Here is a 22,253-nt window from a genome sequence, read left to right as displayed (position 1 = left end):
CAGCCGGTCAGACCTTGCCGCCGGCTGGCTGCCACATCTTCTCGAGCTGGTAGAACTCGCGCACTTCGGGGCGGAAGACGTGGACCACCACGTCGCCCGCGTCGATCAGCACCCAGTCGCCGCTTTCCTTGCCCTCGGTCTTGGCAAGCACGCCATGCTCTTGCTTGAGCATGTCCTCGACATGTTCGGCCATGGCCGAGACCTGCCGGGTCGACCGGCCGGAACAGACCACCATCCAGTCGCAGACAGAGGTCTTGCCGCGCAGGTCGATCTGCACGACGTCTTCTGCCTTGCTGTCGGAAAGGGTTTCGAGGATCGCGTCGAGAAGCGCATCGCTCTGGGGGTGCATCTGGGCGTCGCCGGTCATCGGCTGCCCGTGGGGTGCGGCACCTGCCGCGTGTGCTGTCGAAGACAGGACATCGTCCTCCTGGATTCAAACGCCGGCAACCGCCCCGGCGCGGGCGTGCCACCAAGGTAACATCCGATCGCGGGATTCTCAACGATCATGCGGCAAACCGGCGCAGGCGGGCGGCCCGCCGCCCATGCAGGGCGCGCCCGAAGGGGGCGGGACGCTCAGGCACCATAGGGAACCCAGACCGTCTTGACCTCGGTCGCGGCGTCGAGGAACGCGCGCCCCTCGCCTGCCGGGCCGGTCCAGTCGCGCGCCCGGCCGTTGTTCACCCAGGTCCGCTTCAGGTTGCCCGCCGCCGCGCGTTCGACCGCGCCCGAGATGTCGGACGACGAGAACGACCAGACCGCGTCGACGTCCGCATGCGCGGCCAGCGTCTTGGCAAGCTCGGCATGGTCGCCGGTCAGGATGTTGACCACGCCGCCCGGCACGTCCGAGGTGTCGAGCACCTGGTAGAAATCCAGTGCCGCCAGCGGGAACGGCTCGGACGCGACGGCGACCACGCGGTTGCCCATCGCGATGGCCGGCCCCACGACCGAGATCAGCCCCAGCAGCGGCGCCTCGTCCGGGCAGAGCGCGCCGATCACGCCGCAGGATTCGCGCAGGGCCAGCGCGATGCCGCGCACCGGGGCCTGCGCCGCACGGCCGTCGACCTTGTCGGCCCAGGCACCGTAGGTGAACAGGCGCTGGACGCTCGCCGTGACCTCGGCCGCGCCACCGGTGCCGCCGGTCATCCGGTCGATCCGCGCGGCGAACTCCTCCGCCCGCGCGGCGAGGTTCTCGGCGATGTAGTAGATCACCTGCGCACGGTTATGCGCCGTGGCGCCCGACCAGCCGGCTGCGCCGCGCGCGGCCTCGACCGCGTTGCGCACGTCCTTGCGGTTGGCGATGGGCGCCTGCCCCATCAGCCCGCCCTTGGCGTCGAAGACGTTGCGCGCATAGCCACCGTCCGGGCGCGCCTGCTTGCCGCCGATATAGAGCTTGGCGGTCCGGTCCACCGGCTGCGGTTCGGCCTTATCACCGGCGAACGGCGCGACCGGCTTCAGCATGTCCGTCTCGCCCCCGGAGCGGGAATAGGCCGTCAGCCCCTCCGGCCCGCCCTCGCGGCCGAAGCCCGACTCGCGCACCCCGCCGAAGGGCGCCGCCGCGTCGAACATGTTGCTGCCGTTGACCCAGACCACGCCGGCGGCCAGCTTGGGCGCGACGTCCAGCGCGGTGTTGATGTTCTCGGACCAGACGCTCGCCGCCAGGCCATAGCGCGTGTCGTTGGCGATCTGCACCGCCTCGGAGGGCGTGCGGAAGGTCGTGGAGACCAGCACCGGGCCGAAGATCTCCTCCTGCATCAGCGGAGAGGCCGACGACAGCCCGGCGATCAGCGTCGGCGGATAGAAGCAACCCTCGGGCAGGTTGCAGGCAGCGCGGTGCACGTCGCCCTCGGCGCCATGCGCGTCGACCAGCGCGGCGATGCGGTCGCGTTGCTTCGCATCGACGATGGCGCCCACGTCGATCGCCTTGTCCAGCGGATCGCCGACGCGCAGCTTGTCCATCCGTGTGCGCAGCCGCGCGTGGAAATCGGGCGCGACGCCCTCCTGCACCAGCAGGCGGGACCCGGCGCAGCAGACCTGCCCGCCGTTGAACCAGATGGCATCCACCAGCCCCTCGACCGCGGAATCCAGATCGGCATCCTCGAACACAATGTAGGGCGACTTGCCCCCCAGCTCGAGCGTCAGCGAGATGCGCCGCCCCGCCGTCGCCTCGCGGATGCGGCGGCCCACGGCGGTGGACCCGGTGAAGGCGATCTTGTCGACGTCCGAGGCCACGATCATCTCGCCCACGGCACCGTCGCCGGTGACGATGTTGACGACGCCCTTCGGCAACCCGGCCTGACGGCACAGATCGGCGAAGCACAAGGCGGTCAGAGGTGTCCACTCGGCCGGTTTCAGCACCACCGTGTTGCCCATCGCCAGCGCCGGCGCGATCTTCCACGCCAGCATCAGCAGCGGGAAATTCCACGGCACGATCTGCCCGCAGACGCCCAGCGCGCGGGCGTCAGGCATCTCGGTCGGCATCAATTGGGCATGGCCGGCATGGTGGTAGAAATGGCGCGCGACCAGCGGGATATCGATGTCGCGGCTTTCCCGGATCGGCTTGCCGTTGTCCATCGTCTCGAGCACGGCCAGCAGGCGCGCGTGCTTCTGCACCAGCCGCGCCAGCGCATACAGGAATCGGGCGCGGCCCGGACCGCCCAAGGCCTCCCAGCCCGGCTGGGCCGCGCGGGCGGCCGCCACGGCGGCGTCCACGTCGGCCTTTGATCCCTGCGTTATCTCGGCCAGCACGTCGCCGGTGGCGGGGTTGCGGGTTTCGAACGTCTCGCCCGGCTCGGAGAAGGCGCCGTCGATGAAGTGCCCGAAGCGCGCGCCCCGGTCGGCGATCCAGGCCAGCGCGTCGGCGGCGGATTCGGGGGCGGGGCCGTATTCCATGCTCTCGAATATTTCCCTGACGGTCATGGCGTGTCTTTCTTGATGTTTTGCGTCACAGGCTCACACCAAAAGCGCGTCGAGACGCCTTCCTGCGATTGGAAGAGTTCTGCCGCCTGCCAGCAATTCTGAAAGTTGTAGTCCAACCCAAAGCGCGTATCGAAAGTGGCGACGTGCTCCCTGTCCGCAGTTTCTACGAGAGAGGTGCGGAAAAGCAAAAAGACATCATCGGCTTCAGTTGCGCCGGCCGGAGCCGCGCTCACAAGCAAATAAGCGACCCAGACGAGCCACGCAAAGCCCAAGGCCCAGGCCGCATACTGGATGCGCGCGGTCCGGCGGTGCAGCGCGGTGTAAGCGCGCAATCCCTCGGGCGGATCGGCGCGCGGGTCGAACATCGGGTCGGGTCCAAGCCGGCGCTGCATCGCGGTGGGCAGGTCGCGCCGCGCGCGGCGGATGCGCGACCGGCGCCAGCCGCTCGACCCGATCACCAGGAAGAAGAAGACCGCCAGCAGCGAATATGTCGGCGAGCCGCCCATCAGGCCAGCGCGTGGCGCCACGACGCCGAATAGGCGCCGGTGACGTGGTGTTCCAGCTGCCGCTCGATATCGCCAAGCAGCGAGGACGCGCCGAAGCGGAACAGGTCGGGGCGCAGCCAGCGGTCGCCCAGTTCGTCCTTCATCAGCGCGAGGTAGGTCAGCGAATCCTTGGCCTTGGAAATCCCGCCCGCCGGCTTGTAGCCGACGCGATATCCCGTGCGGTCGTGGTACTCGCGGATCGCGCGCAGCATCACCAGGCTGACGGGCAGCGTGGCGTTGACGCTTTCCTTGCCCGTCGAGGTCTTGATGAAATCCGCACCCGCCATCATGCAGACGAGGCTCGCGCGCGCCACGTTCTGCAGCGTCCCCAGTTCGCCGGTGGCGAGGATCGCCTTGACGTGCGCGTCGCCGCAGGCCTGACGGAAGGCACGCATCTCGTCGTAGAGGCCCTGCCAGTCGCCGGTCAGCACCTTGCGGCGCGAGATCACGATGTCGATTTCGGCGGCGCCGGCCTTCACGCTTTCCTCGATCTCGGCCACGCGCAGGTGCATCGGCGACAGGCCGGCCGGAAAGCCGGTGGACACGGCGGCGACGGGGATTCCGCTGCCCTTGAGCGCGGCGACGGCCGGTTCGATCATGTCGTGGTAGACGCAGACCGCGCCGACGGTCAGGTCGGGCAGGCCCAGCGCGTCGAGGATGTCGGCACGCACCGGCTGGCGCGCCTTGGCGCAGAGCCGCTGCACCCGGCCCGGCGTGTCGTCGCCCGCGAGCGTCGTCAGGTCGATGCAGGAGATCGCCCGCGCCAGCCACGCGGCCTGGTATTCCTTCTTGACGCTGCGCCGGCCGGGCAGCGTGGCGCAGCGGCGTTCCACTGCCGAGCGGTTGGCCCGCGCGCGCATCACCCAGTCCATGTCGAGCGCGGTTCCCGGGTTGCGCGCCACGTCGTCGTGCTGCCGCGTCGCGTCATCCTGCGGCCGCGCCGCCTGGATCGCGCTGCGGATCGCCGTCTTGCCCGCCGTCTTGACCATGCCGCTCTCCCTGGCCGCCCGTCGCGTCGACGGGCGCAATCCATGCCTGCCGACAGGCCGGCAATCTTGCACGCGGAAGGCGCGCGTTCAAGGCGGCGCGCGGCGCCCCGGCCGGCATGACGCGACGGCGCGACGGTGCTTGGCGAATGCGGACTCGAAAGAGAACACAACGTGAACTAATGTTCCCTGCATGGCGGCCGAACTCTGCATCACCTCGAACTTCACCTTCCTCACCGGGGCCTCGCACCCCGAGGAATACATGGAGCGCGCGGCCCTGATGGGACTCGAGGCGATCGCCATCGCCGACGTCAATTCCGTGGCCGGCATCGTGCGCGCCCACACCCATGCAAAGGAAATCGCCCGCCAAGTGGCCGAACGCGACGCGGCCGAGGCCCTCGACGGGCCGATCGGACCGCCCGCGCCGTCCGGTCATGCCCCGAAAGGCGCCGCGATCCGCAACGTCCCGCGCCTGATTCCCGCCGCGCACCTGGTGTTCGTCGAAGGGGTCGAGATGACCGCGCTGGCGGCCACGCGCAATGGCTGGGCGCAGCTCTGCCGGCTGATCACCACCGGGCGGACGCGCGCGCAGAAGGGCGATTGCGACATCGCGCTGGCCGACCTGAAGGACATTGCCGGGCTGGAATTCATCCTGCACCCGCCACGGAACACCCCCGATGCCGCATGGCGCGGCCATGCCCGCGCGCTGGCCGACCGGCTGGCCGGGCACCTGCACCTGGCGCTGTCCCCGCGCTACGACGGCGAGGATCGCGGCCGCCTCGACACCCATGCCCGGCTGGCGTTCAGCCTGGGCCTGCCCACGATCGCCACCGCGCGGCCCATCCTGCATCACGGCCGGCGGCGCCGGCTGGCCGACGTGGTGACCGCGATCCGGCTGGGCCTGCGCGTCGACAATCTGGGCCGCGCGGCGCTGCCCAACGCCGAAAAGCGCCTGCGGTCCGAGACCGAGATGCGCCGCCTGATGGGCCGGCACGCGGACGCGGTGGACCGCGCGGCCGCCCTTGCCCGCCGCTGCGGCTTCGACCTCGGCACCCTGCGCTACGAATACCCCTCGGAAATCGCCGAGGGCGAGACCGCGCAGCAGCGCCTGTCCCGCCTCGCGCATGACGGCCTCGCCTGGCGCTATCCCGAAGGCGCGCCCGATCACGTGCGCAAGCTGATGGCGCACGAGCTCGACCTGATCGGCAAGCTGAAATACGAACCCTACTTCCTGACCGTGCGCGACATCGTTCACTTCGCCCGGTCGCGCGGCATCCTGTGCCAGGGGCGCGGCTCGGCGGCGAACTCGGTCGTCTGCTACTGCCTCGGCGTCACCTCGGTCTCCCCCGAGATCGGCACCATGGTCTTCGAACGCTTCGTGTCGGAAGCTCGGGACGAGCCGCCCGACATCGACGTGGATTTCGAGCACGAGCGCCGCGAGGAGGTGATCCAGCACATCTACGAACGCTACGGCCGCCACCGGGCCGGCCTCTGCGCCACCGTGATCCACTACCGCGGCAAGCGCGCCATCCGCGAGGTCGGCACCGCGATGGGCCTGTCGAAGGACACGATCGCGGCCATGTCCTCTCAGCTCTGGGGGTTCTTCTCGACCAGCGGGATGGAGGAGGCGCGCCTGCGCGAGATCGGCCTCGATCCCGACGACCGCCGCCTGCGCCTGACGCTGGAGCTGATCGAGGAGATCATCGGCTTTCCCCGCCACCTGTCGCAGCACGTGGGCGGCTTCATCATCACCGAGGGCCGGCTGGACGAGCTGGTGCCGATCGAGAATGCCAGCATGGAGGGCCGCACCGTCATCTGCTGGGACAAGGACGACATCGACGCGCTGGGGATCCTCAAGGTCGACGTCCTCAGCCTCGGCATGCTGACCTGCATCCGCAAGGCCTTCGACCTGATCGCGGCGCATCACGGGCAGCGCTACACGCTGGCCGACCTGCCCCCCGAGGATCCCAAGGTCTACGACATGCTCTGCCGCGCCGACGCGGTCGGGGTGTTCCAGGTCGAATCCCGCGCGCAGATGAACTTTCTTCCGCGGATGAAGCCGCGCTGCTTCTACGACCTGGTGATCGAGGTGGCGATCATCCGCCCCGGCCCGATCCAGGGCGACATGGTCCACCCCTACCTGCGCCGGCGCAACCGCGAGGAGCAGGTCAGCTTCCCCTCGGATGCGCTGGGGCAGGTGCTGGGCAAGACGCTGGGCGTGCCGCTGTTCCAGGAACAGGCGATGCAGATCGCCATCATCGGCGCGGGCTTCTCGCCCACCGAGGCCGACCGCCTGCGGCGCGCGCTCGCCACCTTCAAGAAACTCGGCAACGTTTCGGAATTCCGCACCCGGTTCCTCAAGGGCATGGCCCGCAACGGCTATGATCCCGACTTCGCCGAGCGGTGCTTTTCCCAGATCGAGGGCTTCGGCTCCTACGGCTTTCCCGAAAGCCACGCGGCCAGCTTCGCGCTGCTGGTCTATGCCAGCGCCTGGATCAAGCGGCACCACCCCGGCATCTTCGCCTGCGCGCTGCTCAATTCGCAGCCCATGGGCTTCTACGCGCCGGCGCAGATCGTGCGCGACGCGCGCGAACACGGGGTCGAGGTGCGCCCCATCGACATCAATGCCAGCTACTGGAACAACGTGATGGAGCCCGACGGCGTCGGCGGTCTGGCCCTGCGGCTGGGCTTCCGCCAGATCCGCGGGCTGAGCGACGAGGACGCCACCTGGATCGCCAATGCCCGCGGCAACGGCTACGCCGCGCTGCGCGACGTCTGGCGCCGGGCGGGCGTCGCGCCTTCGGTGCTCGCGCGCTTGGCCGAGGCCGACGCCTTCGCCGGGCTGGGGTTGAGCCGCCGCGAGGCCTTGTGGGAGGCGAAGGCCCTCGCGAAGGGGCCCGAACTGCCGCTTTTCGCCGGCGACATGGACGGCGAGGCGATCATGGAACCCGCGGCCCACCTGCCAGCGATGACCGGCGGCGAACAGGTGGTCGAGGACTACGTCGCCATGCAGCTCAGCCTGCGCGCGCATCCCGTGGCGCTGCTGCGCCATCGCCTGACGCCGGGCATGGGCGGCGGGCGGGGCCCGGCTCCGCCTCCCTCGCCGCAAGACGATTCCCCCGCGATGCCCCGGAACCAAGGAAACGACGGCGCAAGGCGCTTCCGCGTGCCGGCCACCCGGGCGAACACGGACTGACGCTTGCCTTGCGGCGGGGCTTTGACGAAAGTGCCCGCCGGAACCGGAGGAGAGCCCATGATCGCCATCATCTTCGAGCTTGTGCCCAAGGAGGGCCGCAAGCAGGAATACCTCGACATCGCCGCCGAGATGCGCCCGATGGTGCACGAGGTCGAGGGCTTCATAAGCGTCGAACGCTTCCAGAGCCTCACCAACCCCGAAAAGCTTCTCTCCGTCAGTTTCTTCGAGGACGAGGATGCCGTCGCCCGCTGGCGCAAGCTCGCCGAGCATCGCGGCGCGCAGGCGAAGGGCCGCGGCGGGCTCTTCGCCGATTACCGCCTGCGCGTGGCGCACGTCCTGCGCGACTACACCCTGACGGATCGCGAACAGGCGCCCGCCGACAGCGTCGAGGCCCACGGCGCCTGAGCGCGGACCGCTCGCGTCGGCGTCCCCTCCCCCGGCCACGGGGGAGGGACAGGGAGGGGCCGAGGCATCGTGCCTCGTGCAGCGAGCCCGGTGGATCACGCCACGTCCGCAAGGCCGGCCCATGTCACGTCCGCAACACGAAAATGGGCCGGGCTTCGCCAGCCCGGCCCAATCATCCTCGAAACCGACGAATCAGACGCCGGCGTCGATGATCGCCTGCGCCAGAACCGGCACCGACTTCGCGTTCAGCCCCGCGATGTTGAGCCTCGAATCGCCCACCATGTAGATGCCGTGCTGCTCGCGCATCGTCTCGACCTGCTCGGGCGTCGCGCCGAGGCGCGAGAACATCCCGCGATGCTGCGCGATGAAGCCGAACCGGTCCGACCCCGACAGCCGCCGCAGCTCCTGCGCCAGCTGCTCGCGCAGCTTCAGCATGCCGGTGCGCATCGCCTCGACCTCGGCCTGCCAGTCGGCCCGCAGCGCGTCGTCGTTCAGCACCATCGTCACCAGCCGCGCGCCGTGGTCCGGCGGGAACGAGAAGTTCTGCCGGTTGAGGTAGTTCAGCGTCTGCTGGTGCAGCTTCTGCCGCGACGGGTCGCTCGCCACCGCCATCAGCAGCCCGGTGCGTTCGCGGTAGATGCCGAAGTTCTTCGAGCAGCTCGCCGCGATCAGGCATTCCGGCACGGACGACGCCACCAGCCGCACGCCCTCGGCATCCGCCTCCAGCCCGTCACCGAAGCCCTGGTAGGCGATGTCGATCATCGGGACAGCACCTGTCTTCAGCAGCAGGTCGACCACCGCCTGCCACTGCGTCAGGTTCAGGTTCGCGCCGGTCGGGTTGTGGCAGCAGCCGTGCAGCAGCACCACGTCGCCCGCACCCGCGCGGCCGATATCCACCATCATCCCGTCGAAATCGACGCCGCGCGTCTCGTCGTCGAAATAGCGGTAGGGCACCACGGGGATGCCCATGTGCTTGAGGATCGACAGGTGGTTCGGCCACGTCGGGTCGGAGACGTAGACCTTCGCATCCGGGTTCGCCATCCGGATCATGTCGAAGCCCTGCCGGCACGCGCCGGTCCCGCCGGGCGTCGCCGCCGCCGCGACGTGTCCCGCAGGCACCGCATCGCCCAGCACCAGCCGCGACAGCGCCTCGCCGAAGGCCGGATCGCCCGCCAGCCCGGTATAGGCCTTGGTCTCCTCGACCTCCCACAGCTGCTTTTCCGCGGCCTTTACCGCGCGCATGATCGGCGTGCGCCCCTCGGCGTCCTTGTACACGCCGACGCCCAGGTCGATCTTCTGCTCGCGCGGGTCCTCCTTGTAGGCCTGCATCAGCATCAGGATCTTGTCGGGCGGTTGTTCCGTCAGGGATTCGAACATCAGGTGTCTCCTGTGGCGACGGGAAGGGTGGGGAACTGCCCCCACTCGCTCCAGCTGCCATCGTAAAGGGAATGGTCGGTCTTACCCAGGCGCTCGAGCGCGAGGGACAGGATCGCGGCGGTCACGCCGGACCCGCAGGTGGTGATCACGGGCTTGTCCAGGTCCACGCCCGCCGCTTGAAACGCGGCACGCAGCCCGTCCGTATCCTTCATCGTGCCGTCACCGTTCAGCAGCGCCTTGTACGGCACGTTCTTCGAGCCCGGGATGTGCCCCGCGCGCAGGCCCGGCCGCGGCTCGGGCGCATCGCCGCGGAACCGCTCGGGCGCGCGGGCATCGACGATTTCGGCGTCGCGCAGCTTGCTCGCGGCCGAGACCTGCGTCACGTCGCGCACCAGGTGCGCCTGCCGCCGCACGGTCATGTGCCGGTCGCGGATGATCGGCTCCATGTCCTCGATCTCGCGCCCCTCGGCCTGCCATTTCGGCAGCCCCCCGTCCAGCACGGCGACATCCTCGTGGCCCATCAGCCGGAACAGCCACCAGACCCGCGCGGCCGAGAACATGCCCGCGCCGTCATAGACCACGATCTGGTGCCCGTCGCCGACGCCGATCCGGCGCATCCGGCTCATGAACTTCTCGATCGGGGGCGCCATGTGCGGCAGGTCCGAGCGGTGGTCGCTCACGTCGTCGATGTCGAAGAACCGGGCGCCGGGGATATGCGCGGCCTCGTACTCGGCCCGCGGATCGCGGCCCATGTCGGGCAGGTACCAACTGGCATCGAGCACGCGCAGATCGGGGTCGCGCAGGTGCCGCGCCAGCCACGCGGTCGAGACGAGCGTGCGGGGATCGTCGACGGACATGAGGCCCTCCCTGAGATCAGCGCTTGCTTAGAGGCTTGGGGGGTGGAGGGCAAGGGTGGCTGTCGGAGGCCTCACAATGCAAGTTTCGCTGAAACGCCACTGCGCACCAAAAGGTTGCGGGACAGCGAAAACATTATACGCTGAAGCAATATTGATAACTGTTCAGGCGGATCATGGAACCAGCCCTAATCATAAACGAAATAGAGTTTCCCGACGGAGGCTTGTTAATACTCAAGCCGGGATCTATTGTCGTCGTCACAGGACCAAATAACGCTGGGAAGAGCACTTTCCTTCGAGAAATAAGCTCTAATTTCGACCCCAATAGGGGAAGGAAGAAATTTTCCGGGAGGATAGCGAAAAGAATCGATTCCAAGCTGATTGGCTCGCAAAAGGACTTTTTGGATTTCTTTACGGAATCAGAAAAGTACGACACAGAGCGAGAAGCGTTTATTTTTACTGCACCCAACGGCTACTCGAAAAACATCTATAAGAGATCAACGATAAAAGCGTCTGTGGCACGAGGTAAGCTTCCGGCACCAGTCGAAGCCTCATTCAAGGCTCGGCTTCCGGCGCACGAGAGATTAGGAGGATCAGGATACAAAGATTCAGTCGATTCAGCGGCCGACTCATTCTTTTCCAATGAGGCCGGCGAAATTGCACTGAGCAAGATCTTTGAAGATTCGTTTGGCATCGGTCTATTCTTAGACAGGACGCGCAAGGAAGGCAGCTTCTACCTGTGCGACAGAAAGGAACTGCCGCCACATGATCAAAGGCTGACCCCTGAATTTAGAAAATGGGTCGAAAAGCTTTTACCGCTTCGAGAGCAGGGCGATGGGATGCGAAGCTTCGCGAGACTGCTGATCGAGGTCTTTGTGCGCAAGCACAGTATTGTACTGATCGACGAACCAGAACTCTTTTTACACCCGCCACAAATACGGCAGTTAGCCAGAAAACTGGTGCAGGAAAAGCCAGAAAACACTCAGCTAATCATATCGACCCATAGCGATGATTTTGTTAAAGGAGTTTTGGACAACCAACCGCATGACCTCAATTTTATTCGCCTAACACGCACAGCAGGGGAAACTAGCGTTCGGTCCCTCCAGAACTCAGATGTCAACGAGCTGTGGGCAGACCCGTTGCTTAGAACATCCAACGCACTTTCTTCGCTATTTCACCAATTTACGATTGTCTGCGAAGGCGAGACGGACGCGAGGTTTCTCCGATGGGCGCTAGACAAAACAATGACCGAAAACTCTCATATTGATTACTTTATCGCGCACTGCGGCGGCAAACAAAAAATGCGCAGAATTGTCTCATCAATTAGGCCTATTGGGGCCAACATTCTCAGCTTCTGCGACATAGACGTACTCAACGACAAGACAGTGTTCTGCGAATTATTCACGGCGCACGGCGGAGACTACGCAGACGTGAGAAAGCAGCACGATTTGATTCTAAAAAGAACTTCTGAAAGAAAAGCTGAGATCTCCGCCCACTACTTTTGGTCGGAGCTTGATCGAATAAAGCAGGAGTACAAGCAGGCCCAAAACGTGAGCGCGCCAATGCAGAAGGAAATATCAAACCTCATTCGCCGCAGCTCGCCATGGGGGCGCATTAAGGAGGACGGGTATGCCGCATTTGTGGACGCCGCATCCGTTAACGCCTTCAAGGAAATCGAGCAGAAGTGTTCTTCGCTAGGGCTTTTCATAAATCCCACCGGAGAATTGGAAAGTCTTTGCCGATCACTGCCCAGAAACAAGTCAGCTTGGCTGACTCAGGTGCTAGAGAAGAGCATCGAAGATGAAGACATGATAGATGCTAAGCGAGTAGTCGGGCAGATAGCGAACTACATGCTAGAAAGAACAAAACCTACATTCTAATTTGCACAGCAACTAGCCTACCCCCGCTCCTTCAGCAACCTCTGCTTCTGGCGGTTCCAGTCGCGCTTGGCCTCGGTTTCGCGCTTGTCGACGGTCTTCTTGCCCTTGGCGATGCCGATCTTCATCTTGGCGATGCCCTTGTGGTTGAAGTACAGCACCAGCGGCACCAGCGTCATGCCCTTGCGCTGGGTCTCGTTCCACATGCGGGCAAGCTCGCGCCGGTTGGCCAGCAGCTTGCGGCGGCGGCGGTCCTCGTGGCCGAACATGGCCTGCTCGTAGGGGGCGATGTACGAGTTGACCAGCCACAGCTCGCCGTCCTCGACGGCGGCGTAGCTTTCGGCGATGTTGGCGCTGTTCAGCCGCAGGGATTTCACCTCGGACCCCATCAGCACGATGCCGACCTCGAGATCGTCCTCGATCGCGTAGTCGAAGCGCGCGCGCCGGTTCTCGGCGATCACCTTGTAGTTCTTGTCGTCGGGTTTGCTGGCCATGTCCGCCAGATAAGCCCTGCGCGCGCCGGTGTCCACGGGGGGCGCGGCCGGCGTGGTCCCCCCGTGCACGCCCATGCGCATGGGTTGTGCATGCGCGGTGCATGGATCGTGCGGGGCGATTTTGCGGCCCCGCAGCGCCTCAGCTGCCCCGGTAGGTCGAGTACCCGTAGGGCGACAGCAGCAGCGGCACGTGGTAGTGCGCGTCCGGGTCCGACATCCCGAAGCGGATCGGCACCACGTCCAGGAACGGCGGATCGCCCGCCCCCAGCCCCGCCTTGCGCAGATAGTCGCCCGCGTGGAAGACCAGCTCGTAAGTGCCTGTTTCGAAACGCTCCTGCGGCAGGATCGGCCCGTCTGTGCGCCCGTCCTCGTTGGTCAGCATCGACGCCACCTCGGTCCGGTCGTCGCCCTCGAGGTGGTAGAGCGTGATCGCCAGCGCCGCCGCCGGGCAGCCCTGCGCCGTGTCCAGAACGTGCGTCGTCAGATATCCCTTGGCCATCGCGCCCTCCGTTGAATCGCCGGCATCCGAACCCGGCACGGCCCGGGATGCAAGTCGCAATCGCCGTTCCGGTCGCCGGCCCGAGGGTCTATGGTGCCCGCCGAACGACCAGGAGACCCGGATGACCCGCTACCCCCGCGACATGATCGGCCACGGCCCCGACCGCCCCGACCCCCAGTGGCCCGGAGGCGCCAGGATCGCGGTCCAGTTCGTCCTGAACTACGAGGAGGGCGGCGAGAACAACCTGCTGCACGGCGACGCCGCCTCCGAGGCGTTCCTGTCCGACATCCCCGGCGCCACCCCGTGGGAGGGTCAGCGCCACTGGAACATGGAGTCGATCTACGAATACGGCGCGCGGGCCGGCTTCTGGCGCCTGCACCGCCTGTTCACCGGGCGCGGCATTCCGCTGACGATCTACGGCGTGGCCAGCGCGCTGGCGCGCAGCCCCGAGCAGGTCGAGGCGATGAAGGACGCCGGCTGGGAGATCGCCAGCCACGGTCTGAAATGGGTCGAGCACCGCGACATGCCCGAAGCCGAGGAACGCGCCCAGATCGCCGAGGCGATCCGCCTGCACACCGAGGTCGTGGGCCAGCCGCCGAGCGGCTGGTATACCGGGCGCTGCAGCATGAACACAGTGCGGCTGGCGGCCGAGACCGGGCAGTTCGCCTATATCTCGGACGCATACGACGACGACCTGCCGCACTGGATCCGGGTGGACGGGCGCGACCAGCTGATCATCCCCTATACGCTCGAAGCCAACGACATGCGCTTTGCCGGCAGTCCCGGCTGGGTGACCGGGCAGGATTTCGGCCAGTACCTGTGCGACGCCTTCGACGTGCTGATGGCCGAGGGCGCCGAGGGCCGTCCCGCGATGATGAGCGTCGGCCTGCATTGCCGCCTGATCGGCCGCCCCGGCAAGATCGCAGGGCTGATCCGCTTCCTCGACCACATCGCGGCCCACGAGGGCGTCTGGACGCCGACCCGCCTGCAGATCGCCGAGCATTGGGCCGCCACGCACCCGCCCGTCCGGAGCGAGCGTCCGTCGGAGATGGCCCGCGACACCTTCGTCGCGCGGTTCGGCGGGATCTATGAACACTCGCCTTGGGTGGCCGAACGCGCGTTCGATCTGGAACTCGGCCCCGCGCACGACCGCCCCGCCGGTCTGGCGAACGCGCTGGCCCGCGCCTTCCGCAGCGCCTCGTCCGCGAAACGCCTCGACGTGCTGCGCGCCCACCCGGACCTCGCCGGCAAGCTGGCGGCCGCGAAACGCCTGACGGCCGAGTCCACATCGGAACAGGCCAGCGCCGGCCTCGACGCGCTGACCGACGACGAGCGCGCGCACTTCAGCGCGCTCAACGACACCTACACCGCCAAGCACGGCTTCCCGTTCATCATCGCGGTGCGCGACCACGACAAGGCGGGCATCCTGCAGGCCTTCGAAACCCGTGTGGCCAACGACACCGAGACCGAGTTCGCCACCGCCTGCCGGCAGGTCGAACGCATCGCACGCCTGAGACTGGAGACCATCCTTTGATCCTTCCCGAGATCGCCTCGACCTACGCCTTCCCGCCGGGCGGCCTGCCCCCGCAGGACACCGATCCCGCGGGCAGCGCCATCTTCACGCAGGCCTACGCGGTCCTTCCGGCGAACACGCAGCGCGACATCGTCACCTCGCTGCTGCCGGGATGGGACGGCGCACGAGCCTGGATCCTGGCCCGGCCGCTTTCGGGCTTCGCCGAGACGTTCGCCCAGTTGGCGGTGGAACTGGCGCCTGGCGGCGGCAGCGCCACGCCTGAACCCGACGCCAACGGCCAGGCCGCAATCCTCGTCGCGTCCGGCGCGCTGCGCCTGACGATCGCGGGAGCGCGGCACGACCTGAAGGCCGGCCATTTCGCATATGTTCCCGCCGGCACCGCGTGGGAGATCTGCAACACCAGCGATGCGCCGGCCTGTTTTCACTGGGTCCGCAAGCGCTTCGAACCCATCGGCGCAGGCGATCCGCTCGCGCCCGTCGTGCTTCACGAAGCCGACGCGCCGCGCAACGCGATGCCGGGGTGCGAGGGCGTGTGGGAGACCCAGCGATTCCTCGACCCGGCCGACATCCGCTACGATTTTCACGTCAACATCGTCTCCTTCGCCCCCGGCGGCCGCATTCCCTTCGCCGAGACACACGTGATGGAGCACGGGCTCTACGTCTTGCAGGGCACGGCGCGCTACCTGCTGAACACCGATTGGGTCGAGGTGGGACCGGGCGACTTCATGTGGCTGCGCGCCTTCTGCCCCCAGGCCTGCATCGCCACCGGGACAGAGCCGTTCCGCTACCTGCTCTACAAGGACGTGAACCGCCACCCGGCGCTGAGCCTGCGGTAGCCGGGCCATGACAGGCAGACCCACGATCCCGCTCCGCCCGCTCGACCCCGAGGAATTCGCGCCATTCGGCGACGTTCTGGATACGCGCGGAGATCCGGACAAGATCATCAACGCCGGCCTGTGCGGGCGCTTCCACGACCGCGCGCGGCTTGACTTCGGGCCGGGCGGCCGTGCCGGGATCAGCTTGTTCGACGCGCAGCCGCGCGCCCTGCCCTACCGGCTCGACCTGCTGGAACACCACCCGGACGGCAGTCAGGCCTTCATCCCGATGCACTCGAAACCGTGGCTGGTCATCGTCGCCGAGCCCGGAGAGGCGCCCGGCCGCATCCATGCCTTCCGGGCGGCGCCGGGCCAAGGCGTGAACCTGTTGCGGGGCACGTGGCATGGCGTGCTGACGCCGCTGCACGCGCCGGGACTATTCGCTGTGATCGACCGCATCGGGTCGACGCCGAACCTGGTCGAGCATCCGCTGCCCGAACCGGTGACGATCCTCGAGGCTTGAGCCCGGCGTCAGCCGCGCGCCTCACGCCACGTGGTCTGCTCCGGCGCCCAGTAGGGCCCGGCGCGACGGTGCGGGTTGACCGAGTTATGCTCCGACGCCGCGGGCGCCGTGGCGATGTCCCCGCTGCTCGCCTCGGCACCATCGGAGAAGCCGAGGATATGGCTGATGGCGAACAGCCCGGCCGCCGCGCCAAAGAACCGCTCGAGCGCGGGAAAGCCCGAGGCGCGCACGGGTGCCGCAGCAGAGATTGCGGTGATGAGAACTGCCGTCGTCAGAGTTCCGATGATGAAGCGCCTGGACATGATCGTTTCCTTTCTGCGGATGTGGCGGGCTGACAGGGGCCGCAGGGCGGTAATGCGCCGGGTCGACTCGCGCGGACAATGACGGGGGCGCGCTATCCGATATCCGCGCGTCATTCGTGCGCATGTTATTGAATGTCGGGATCGGCGGGCGCAGATTGACCGCATGAAAGCCACCCTCGCCCCCCTGCTTGCCCCCTTGGCCATCGCCGTCGGCCTGGCCTTGCTGCCCGCCTCGGCACGGGCCGACTGCTTCGCCGCCTACAAGGCCAAGCAGGACGATCCCCTGCGGCTGCATTTCGGCGTGCTGAAACTCGACGGCGATTGCCCGGCGCCCGATGTCGCGACCGACGCAGCGCGCGCCCGACTGGACGCCGCCGGGTGGACCTTGCTAGACGTTGTCGGCCTGTCCGAAACGGAACCGGGCGACGACAGGAAGGCCGATGCCGGACAATTCTACCTTCGTTACTGAAAGCCGCCGCTCGGGCACACGGATCGTCGCGGCGGGGATCGCCGCGATCGTCGCCCTTCTGGTCGCGGCGGGTGCCTGGCTGCTGCTGACGCTGCCCGACGCAGGCGCGTTCAACGCGCGCGTCGAGCGACTGTTCGTCGAAAGCGAAGACCTGTCCGGACCGACCGAGATCCGCCTGCTGGAGATCCTCGCTCAGTCCGGGACGGCCTTTTCCGACGTGCTTGCAGGCTACCGGATGGTCATCCTCGTGCTGCTGGTGTTCGCGGCGGCGATGCTGGTCGCGGCGCTGGTCTTCCTCGTGATGCTGGTTGGGCTGAACCGGCGCATGGCGCAGATCGAACGCTCGGGGATCGAGGTCAATTCGCTGGTCATCGCCCGTGACGAAAGTACGGTCTACCTCAACACGATGGGCTTCAAGCTGACCGAGTCGCTGATGGAAACGCTGTCGGTGCTGGCCGAGGCGCGTCTGGACGGCGAAACGCTGACCGGCGCCCAGATCGAGGCGATGATTTCGGGCCGCCCGGAATCCGATTGCGACGAGGCATCGGGCGCCGTGCGGATCAAGCGGCTGCGCGACGGGCTGGGCAACCAGATGGTCAGCGCGCTGCTGGTCAAGAACATCACGCGCAAGGGCTATGTGCTGGCGGTCGACAAGGGCGTGATCGAGGTCCTCTGACCCCGATTGGTTGCACGACGCGCGCGTGGATGGCAGAAACCGGTGCCTTGAGACGCCCGAAGCTTCCCCGGAAGACGCCACAGGAGACGCCCATGCCCCCGCTCGTCATCCGCGCCAATGCGCCCTTCGACCTTGCCCCGCTGTCAGTGATGCTGACCGACCCCGACGACCTGACGCTGGTCAACCCTAACGCCAAGCACCCGTTCGATCCGCTGGAATGGCAGGACAAGTGGCTGGCCGAGCCCGATGACGCGTCGTTCTACGTCACCGACGAAGACGGGCGCGACGTGGGCTTCTTCGCCCTGCGCGTCGGCGTCGGCCCCGAGGTGCGGCACCTGACCTATCTCTTCCTGCAGCCGGAGGCGCGCGGCGGCGCCGGCGCGCGGATGGCGGAACTGGTCGAGCAGGCGGCGCGCAGCTTGGGGGCGTTGACGGTGACGCTGAAATGCGAACTCGAGAACCTGCCGGCGCTCAACGCCTACCGGGCGGCCGGGTACGAGGAACTGTCGCGCCGCGGCGGCATGGCGACGATGCGCCTCGAGCTCGACTGAAAGACGGCTCGTGGCAGGCCTCAGGCGCGGCCCCGGCGCCGCAGTGCGGCCGTGCGCGCGATCTCGCGATATCCCGGATCGTGTCGACCCTCGATACCTGCGGCCCGCCGGCGGCGTTGAATTCAAACTGGCCATATCGAGAACCGGACTACCTGCGCCGCCGAAAGGCGGCCGTGCCACCCTCGTCGTGTCTCCCAGGTGCGTTGCGGCGCGGGAACAGCACGGCTTGGCGCCGGGTTGTAAGGTCGACTCAACCGTGAGGGAGACCATGATGAGAGCGAATGGCTGGGCCATGTTGCTGGCGGCGACCGGGGCCGCCTTTGCCTTGGGCGCAATCCTTGCGCGGCAGCGCGATGGCTTTGGCGCGCCGCCCGGAACCGACTGCAATAGAGTCCGCGACGCCGGGCCGGAGGAAATGCGTGATCCGCCGCGAACGTGGGATCGGGTGGACGAGTTTGTCGACGAGAGCTTTCCGGCCAGCGACCCGCCCGGAAACTACTGACCGCTCCGGCAGTATTTCCCGGGGCGGCGTGGGAAGCCGGGCCGCATTATCGCCGCGGGCCGCCTTGATGGGCGTGTTGCAGTGTCCCACCGAGCGGGCAGAATGCCCGGAGAGAAACCGGAGGCGACCCGGTAGTCTATACCTGCGACATGCGATAGCCTTGGCGGCGATTGCCCCATGGCGGCGCTATGCGCAGGAAGCCTACCAGTGTCCTACGACCTACGTGCACAGCGTACTGCGCTTGCCGACTTCAGCCTGTTCGCCTTCCAGTGCAGCGATCTCGACACGCTTCTGACCCGTGCGGCAGCGCTCGTGTCCGAAGCCCTTGAGGTGGATCTGGTCAAGGTTCTGGAGCACCGGCCCGAGCGCCAAGACTTCCTGCTGCGAGCCGGGGTCAACTGGGCGCCCGGGGTCGTCGGCCATGCGACTTTGCCGGACCATGAAGAATCGCCTGCCGGGTACGCTTTGCTTACCGGCAAGCCGGTAGTGTCACGGAACATCGCCGCGGAAGACCGGTTCCAGATCAACGACCTCCTCCTGCGTCACGGCGTGCGGAGCGTCGTGAACGTCATCATCGCCGGCGAGGAGCAGCCATTCGGCGTCCTCGAGGTGGATGCCCAGCATGAACGGGATTTCGACGAGGACGAGATCGCCTTTCTGCGCACGTATGCGAACCTGCTCGCCATGGCGGTTGAACGGATGCGCCGGCACGACGAACTCGAACTTCGGGCCCGCGAGCAAACGCTACTCGCGCGCGAACTGGGCCATCGGGTCAAGAATGTTCTGAGCCTCGTGCAGGCACTGGCTTCTCAAACCAGCGTGGAGAACCGGTCGGCGCAGGATTACCGGAGCGCTTTCCTGGGCCGCCTGCAAGCGCTGTCGAAGGCTGAAAGCCTTATCTTCGATGTACGCGCCGACGCCGCCGATCCGCGCAGAATCGCCGAGGACATCCTCGCACCACACCGAAGCAGCCGATCGCAGACGATCGTCATCAAAGGGCCGGACGTGCGGATGAGCGCCCGCCAGGGCCGGATGTTCGGTCTGGCGCTGCACGAACTTGCCACGAATGCGGCGAAACACGGCGCACTGACGGTAAAGGAGGGCCATGTCGAGCTGGATTGGAGCATCCAGGGCGACGCCGACCAGCCCCGCCTGATCGTGCGCTGGCAGGAGTTCGGCGGCCCCGAGGTCAGACGGCCCGATCGCAGCGGCTTCGGATCGCTCCTGCTGCAACGCGTCGTGGGCCGCGAAATGGACGGCGAAGCCGAGCTCGACTACCATCCGGACGGCGTGATCTACCAGCTCCGCGTACCGCTCAAGTGAGGACCCGCTGGCCGCGCTGGCGCTTGCGGCTGGGCACGAAGGTCAACCACCGCGGTGGCGACGCCGGCAGGAGGGGGGTTCTTCTCTCAGACCGCAAATGCAAACCAATGATCACAATAATGCACGATCCATGGCAGATGGTGGTCCGTCGACGTGGCGTGGGGGGCATTTCGAGAACTTCTTGCCAGCACGGGCTTCCGTGTGCGTGCCTTGCGAATGGTTTCCGTCCGCAGGGCGCGCCATCCTGCTTTTTGACAGTCGCCACAGCAAGGCCTCCTGACGTTCTCTCGGCGCTGTTTTCGCACCGGAACCCAGCTGCGAACCGGCATACTCATGGACGCAGTCAGCGCTTCACTAGCCCCCGCTTTGGTTCGCGCAGCAGCGTTCGAGCAGGAAGGCCTATCCTTCCTCTACGCCGTGCCCGCTTTCCGCATGTTCCGGCGCGCCACTCGGCGTAAGACACCTTGCCTAATCTTCATCGCCGCCGCCGGTAGAGAGAGACCGGTTCGGGTTTGCCCCTTCCGGGGACCGCCTGTCGGGTCGATATCGCTCACCGCACCGCTGGTCGGAATCAACTCAGGAACGGTGGCCACGCCTTTTCCGCTCAGAGTCGCCAGCACCTGGATCTTCACATCGACCGGCGCTGCGATCGGGTAGGCCTCCGCAACAAATCGGGCCGCTCCCTGACGCGTCCACAGGACGGCGCTCGCCCTGATCGGGAACCTGTAGGCCCTGACGACTTCGTGTTCCGCGTCGAGGGTACCGACATGCTTGCGGTATTTCGGCGTGGGGGCTTTTCCGAGGTTTCCGACTTCCCAACTCCCCGCCTCCATCTCGTCAACTATTTCGCGGAGGCGCTGCAATCGCGAAGAGAAGTCGCTCGGCAGCTTGACATCGTCCTCCAGCACCAGCCCCAGGTTGTCGCCACTCGCCAAGAACGCATTGGCCGCACGAACGTGAGAAATGTAGCAGCCGATTTCCGAGTCCTTCAGACGTCGGCCCGTGTAGAGTATTGACCGGGAGGCGGAATAAAGTATTCGGTCGGACGCTGACAAGGACCGTCCATCGGTCGCTGGAAGGCGCGAATACGCGACCCCCTCGCGCTCAAGCGCCGCGCCGATGGCCGCCATGCGTTCCTCGCTTCGGTCGAGGTTGATAACTTGAATGAACACCACACAGCACTCCATAATTCGCGGAACAAGAGCAGCAGGAAGCCAGATCACGCATGGCTGCAGGAAGAAAAACCCCAGCGCTGTTACCGTGAGCTTGTGCTTAGCCTCAACACTCGTTCAAGTCGATCCGCAAGGACCCATCTGACGCCCGCTTCAAGGCTCACTGCGCGCCCGCAGAGGCCTTGGTGCCGTCGAGAATGCGGGTAGACACTGGCGCGGCCAGTACCGACGCGGCGCGCGATCTCGGTCGCTCGTACCCCCTTGGCGTGCGAGGATAGCACTTCGTCAGCCTTGGCACGCGCAGTCGGCTTGCGACCGTTGTACCGCCTTTCCGCCTTCGCCTTGGCAATTCCCTCACGATGCCGCTCAAGCATGATGGCACGCTCGAACTCGGCAGCACCGCCTGGAATGGCCAGCATCAGATGGCCGTAGGCGTGCCCGTGTCGATACCCATAGCGAGATGCGAAGGGATGCCCCTTGGCCTCCATCTGGTCCAGGATCTCGACCAGATGGGCAACCGAACGGCGAGACGGTCGAGCCTCGCCGCGACCAATGTGTCTCCCTCGCGCAGCCAGTCTAGCGCCCCTGCCAAGTGTTCCGGCGGCCCCTATCGTCGGAGGAAACCTGCGCGCGCACGGTTTGCGAGCAGCCTGCCGCCGTCAAGTCGCGTTCTTGCGCCTCAAGACCGGCAGCCCGCGTCCAGATACTGTGCCAGCCAGCGCCTTCGATAAAGGCAGGGTCGTTGCCGTGGCCACCTTCACGAACGCCTTGCAATTTTCCTACGGTGCCCTCTCAGCTTCCGCGTAGACGAGATCGCGAACGAAGATCCAGTCTTCCTCCGTCCTCACGGCTTTTGGCTTTAGCGCGGCTCGATCCAAGCTGTAAAGTTGACGGGCGTGATACTCGTTCTCGGCTTGCGGACCTCCGCCATGTAGATGTCTTGGAGCTTCCTAGCTGTCGGCAGGTGCCTTTCGCCGACCATGGACCTGGTAATCCGCGCACCGAACAGCTGCCCTTCGTCAATGGGTTTGGCGGCCCACTGAGGCTCTTCGGGGTTTTCATACGGAGCCGGTAGGCAGTGCCCGCTCCCATCAACTGTTCGATGTATGGCAAGATACTCTTCGGTGGAGTCCCTCTGTGGCGTCCCATGCACCACCCAACAGTGATCACTACTCAGCAAGGCATTTGAAATGAAGCATTTCCTGAATATGGCGATCCCGGCAGGACGCGAATACTG

The 22,253-nt window shown here is 66.4% G+C and carries 22 protein-coding genes; 11 read left to right on the top strand and 11 right to left on the bottom strand.

Annotated elements, in window-relative coordinates:
- Positions 1-7: 7 nt before the first annotated feature.
- The 4 genes from rsfS to deoC form a co-directional block, all read right to left on the bottom strand.
- The gene (rsfS, locus tag BLW27_RS06785) at positions 8-367 is read right to left on the bottom strand and encodes a ribosome silencing factor (RefSeq protein ID WP_177177844.1); all 360 of its coding nucleotides are present in this window, start codon (positions 365-367) and stop codon (positions 8-10) included.
- 206 nt (positions 368-573) lie between these two features.
- Entirely contained in the window at positions 574-2,916 is a 2,343-nt protein-coding gene (locus BLW27_RS06780; protein ID WP_089881285.1) for an aldehyde dehydrogenase family protein, read from the bottom strand.
- Positions 2,913-3,422, bottom strand: a complete 510-nt coding sequence (locus tag BLW27_RS06775) for a hypothetical protein (protein WP_089881282.1) — start codon at positions 3,420-3,422, stop codon at positions 2,913-2,915. Before BLW27_RS06775 ends, BLW27_RS06780 begins: the two co-directional genes overlap by 4 nt.
- Positions 3,422-4,450, bottom strand: coding sequence for a deoxyribose-phosphate aldolase (gene deoC, locus BLW27_RS06770; protein ID WP_089881279.1), 1,029 nt, complete (start codon positions 4,448-4,450; stop codon positions 3,422-3,424). Before deoC ends, BLW27_RS06775 begins: the two co-directional genes overlap by 1 nt.
- Before the next feature lie 190 nt (positions 4,451-4,640).
- On the opposite strand from deoC, the gene BLW27_RS06765 reads away from it, so the two are divergent.
- Positions 4,641-7,643 carry an error-prone DNA polymerase gene (locus BLW27_RS06765; RefSeq protein WP_089881276.1) on the top strand — a complete coding sequence of 1,001 codons (3,003 nt, stop codon included), beginning with the start codon at positions 4,641-4,643 and terminating at the stop codon, positions 7,641-7,643.
- Positions 7,644-7,700: 57 nt separating this feature from the next.
- Positions 7,701-8,048 carry an antibiotic biosynthesis monooxygenase family protein gene (locus BLW27_RS06760; protein WP_089881273.1) on the top strand — a complete coding sequence of 116 codons (348 nt, stop codon included), beginning with the start codon at positions 7,701-7,703 and terminating at the stop codon, positions 8,046-8,048.
- Between the two features lie 192 nt (positions 8,049-8,240).
- Here the strand turns inward: BLW27_RS06760 and BLW27_RS06755 are convergent, their stop codons facing one another.
- Positions 8,241-9,425, bottom strand: coding sequence for an amino acid aminotransferase (locus tag BLW27_RS06755; RefSeq protein WP_089881271.1), 1,185 nt, complete (start codon positions 9,423-9,425; stop codon positions 8,241-8,243).
- The gene (gene sseA / locus BLW27_RS06750; protein WP_089881268.1) at positions 9,425-10,282 is read right to left on the bottom strand and encodes a 3-mercaptopyruvate sulfurtransferase; all 858 of its coding nucleotides are present in this window, start codon (positions 10,280-10,282) and stop codon (positions 9,425-9,427) included. The genes BLW27_RS06755 and sseA overlap by 1 nt, the downstream gene beginning before the upstream one ends.
- 173 nt (positions 10,283-10,455) lie before the next feature.
- Between sseA and BLW27_RS06745 the strand changes: the two genes are divergently transcribed.
- The gene (locus BLW27_RS06745; protein WP_089881265.1) at positions 10,456-12,159 is read left to right on the top strand and encodes an ATP-dependent nuclease; all 1,704 of its coding nucleotides are present in this window, start codon (positions 10,456-10,458) and stop codon (positions 12,157-12,159) included.
- Between the two features lie 17 nt (positions 12,160-12,176).
- On the opposite strand, the gene smpB is transcribed toward BLW27_RS06745, so the two are convergent.
- Together smpB and uraH are read right to left on the bottom strand one after the other, a co-directional pair.
- Complete coding sequence (gene smpB / locus BLW27_RS06740; protein ID WP_089881900.1) at positions 12,177-12,650, bottom strand: SsrA-binding protein SmpB; 474 nt, start codon at positions 12,648-12,650, stop codon at positions 12,177-12,179.
- 139 nt (positions 12,651-12,789) lie between these two features.
- Positions 12,790-13,149, bottom strand: a complete 360-nt coding sequence (gene uraH / locus BLW27_RS06735; protein ID WP_089881262.1) for a hydroxyisourate hydrolase — start codon at positions 13,147-13,149, stop codon at positions 12,790-12,792.
- Between the two features lie 121 nt (positions 13,150-13,270).
- On the opposite strand from uraH, the gene puuE reads away from it, so the two are divergent.
- From puuE to BLW27_RS06720, 3 genes are read left to right on the top strand one after another with little or no spacing between them, the layout of a single operon-like run.
- Entirely contained in the window at positions 13,271-14,683 is a 1,413-nt protein-coding gene (gene puuE, locus BLW27_RS06730; RefSeq protein ID WP_089881259.1) for an allantoinase PuuE, read from the top strand.
- Complete coding sequence (locus BLW27_RS06725; RefSeq protein ID WP_245710802.1) at positions 14,680-15,519, top strand: bifunctional allantoicase/(S)-ureidoglycine aminohydrolase; 840 nt, start codon at positions 14,680-14,682, stop codon at positions 15,517-15,519. Before puuE ends, BLW27_RS06725 begins: the two co-directional genes overlap by 4 nt.
- 7 nt (positions 15,520-15,526) lie before the next feature.
- Entirely contained in the window at positions 15,527-16,021 is a 495-nt protein-coding gene (locus BLW27_RS06720) for an ureidoglycolate lyase (RefSeq protein WP_089881256.1), read from the top strand.
- Positions 16,022-16,029: 8 nt separating this feature from the next.
- Here the strand turns inward: BLW27_RS06720 and BLW27_RS06715 are convergent, their stop codons facing one another.
- Entirely contained in the window at positions 16,030-16,323 is a 294-nt protein-coding gene (locus BLW27_RS06715) for a hypothetical protein (RefSeq protein WP_089881252.1), read from the bottom strand.
- A 163-nt stretch (positions 16,324-16,486) separates the two neighbouring features.
- Between BLW27_RS06715 and BLW27_RS06710 the strand changes: the two genes are divergently transcribed.
- The 5 genes from BLW27_RS06710 to BLW27_RS06690 all read left to right on the top strand — a co-directional run bounded on the left by BLW27_RS06710 (position 16,487) and on the right by BLW27_RS06690 (position 19,844).
- Entirely contained in the window at positions 16,487-16,792 is a 306-nt protein-coding gene (locus BLW27_RS06710; protein ID WP_089881249.1) for a hypothetical protein, read from the top strand.
- Entirely contained in the window at positions 16,764-17,468 is a 705-nt protein-coding gene (locus tag BLW27_RS06705; protein WP_089881247.1) for a response regulator transcription factor, read from the top strand. Before BLW27_RS06710 ends, BLW27_RS06705 begins: the two co-directional genes overlap by 29 nt.
- Before the next feature lie 92 nt (positions 17,469-17,560).
- Positions 17,561-18,019: a GNAT family N-acetyltransferase gene (locus tag BLW27_RS06700; protein ID WP_089881244.1), complete on the top strand. Its 459-nt coding sequence runs from the start codon at positions 17,561-17,563 to the stop codon at positions 18,017-18,019.
- 271 nt (positions 18,020-18,290) lie between these two features.
- Positions 18,291-18,521: a hypothetical protein gene (locus BLW27_RS06695; RefSeq protein WP_245710801.1), complete on the top strand. Its 231-nt coding sequence runs from the start codon at positions 18,291-18,293 to the stop codon at positions 18,519-18,521.
- Positions 18,522-18,728: 207 nt separating this feature from the next.
- Positions 18,729-19,844, top strand: a complete 1,116-nt coding sequence (locus BLW27_RS06690; protein ID WP_177177843.1) for a sensor histidine kinase — start codon at positions 18,729-18,731, stop codon at positions 19,842-19,844.
- A gap of 410 nt (positions 19,845-20,254) precedes the next feature.
- On the opposite strand, the gene BLW27_RS06685 is transcribed toward BLW27_RS06690, so the two are convergent.
- Positions 20,255-21,067 carry a glycosyltransferase family 25 protein gene (locus tag BLW27_RS06685; protein ID WP_143042216.1) on the bottom strand — a complete coding sequence of 271 codons (813 nt, stop codon included), beginning with the start codon at positions 21,065-21,067 and terminating at the stop codon, positions 20,255-20,257.
- Positions 21,068-21,099: 32 nt separating this feature from the next.
- Positions 21,100-21,504, bottom strand: a complete 405-nt coding sequence (locus BLW27_RS21660) for a hypothetical protein (protein WP_245710800.1) — start codon at positions 21,502-21,504, stop codon at positions 21,100-21,102.
- Positions 21,505-22,253: the final 749 nt, after the last annotated feature.

The sequence above is a fragment of the Citreimonas salinaria genome, assembly GCF_900107235.1.
Lineage (GTDB): Bacteria > Pseudomonadota > Alphaproteobacteria > Rhodobacterales > Rhodobacteraceae > Citreimonas > Citreimonas salinaria.
The sequence above is the reverse complement of the archived record's forward strand: the minus strand, read 5'-3'. Positions and strand labels throughout refer to the sequence as shown.

Coding starts and splice junctions, on each gene's coding strand:
- BLW27_RS06780 (WP_089881285.1), bottom strand. CDS start 2,916: ATGACCGTCAGGGAAATATTCGAGAGCATGGAATACGGCCCCGCCCCC.
- sseA (WP_089881268.1), bottom strand. CDS start 10,282: ATGTCCGTCGACGATCCCCGCACGCTCGTCTCGACCGCGTGGCTGGCG.
- BLW27_RS06695 (WP_245710801.1), top strand. CDS start 18,291: ATGAGAGCGAATGGCTGGGCCATGTTGCTGGCGGCGACCGGGGCCGCC.
- BLW27_RS06715 (WP_089881252.1), bottom strand. CDS start 16,323: ATGTCCAGGCGCTTCATCATCGGAACTCTGACGACGGCAGTTCTCATC.
- rsfS (WP_177177844.1), bottom strand. CDS start 367: ATGACCGGCGACGCCCAGATGCACCCCCAGAGCGATGCGCTTCTCGAC.
- uraH (WP_089881262.1), bottom strand. CDS start 13,149: ATGGCCAAGGGATATCTGACGACGCACGTTCTGGACACGGCGCAGGGC.
- BLW27_RS06760 (WP_089881273.1), top strand. CDS start 7,701: ATGATCGCCATCATCTTCGAGCTTGTGCCCAAGGAGGGCCGCAAGCAG.
- smpB (WP_089881900.1), bottom strand. CDS start 12,650: ATGGCCAGCAAACCCGACGACAAGAACTACAAGGTGATCGCCGAGAAC.
- BLW27_RS21660 (WP_245710800.1), bottom strand. CDS start 21,504: ATGGAGGCCAAGGGGCATCCCTTCGCATCTCGCTATGGGTATCGACAC.
- BLW27_RS06765 (WP_089881276.1), top strand. CDS start 4,641: ATGGCGGCCGAACTCTGCATCACCTCGAACTTCACCTTCCTCACCGGG.
- BLW27_RS06745 (WP_089881265.1), top strand. CDS start 10,456: ATGGAACCAGCCCTAATCATAAACGAAATAGAGTTTCCCGACGGAGGC.
- puuE (WP_089881259.1), top strand. CDS start 13,271: ATGACCCGCTACCCCCGCGACATGATCGGCCACGGCCCCGACCGCCCC.
- BLW27_RS06755 (WP_089881271.1), bottom strand. CDS start 9,425: ATGTTCGAATCCCTGACGGAACAACCGCCCGACAAGATCCTGATGCTG.
- deoC (WP_089881279.1), bottom strand. CDS start 4,450: ATGGTCAAGACGGCGGGCAAGACGGCGATCCGCAGCGCGATCCAGGCG.
- BLW27_RS06720 (WP_089881256.1), top strand. CDS start 15,527: ATGACAGGCAGACCCACGATCCCGCTCCGCCCGCTCGACCCCGAGGAA.
- BLW27_RS06710 (WP_089881249.1), top strand. CDS start 16,487: ATGAAAGCCACCCTCGCCCCCCTGCTTGCCCCCTTGGCCATCGCCGTC.
- BLW27_RS06700 (WP_089881244.1), top strand. CDS start 17,561: ATGCCCCCGCTCGTCATCCGCGCCAATGCGCCCTTCGACCTTGCCCCG.
- BLW27_RS06775 (WP_089881282.1), bottom strand. CDS start 3,422: ATGGGCGGCTCGCCGACATATTCGCTGCTGGCGGTCTTCTTCTTCCTG.
- BLW27_RS06705 (WP_089881247.1), top strand. CDS start 16,764: ATGCCGGACAATTCTACCTTCGTTACTGAAAGCCGCCGCTCGGGCACA.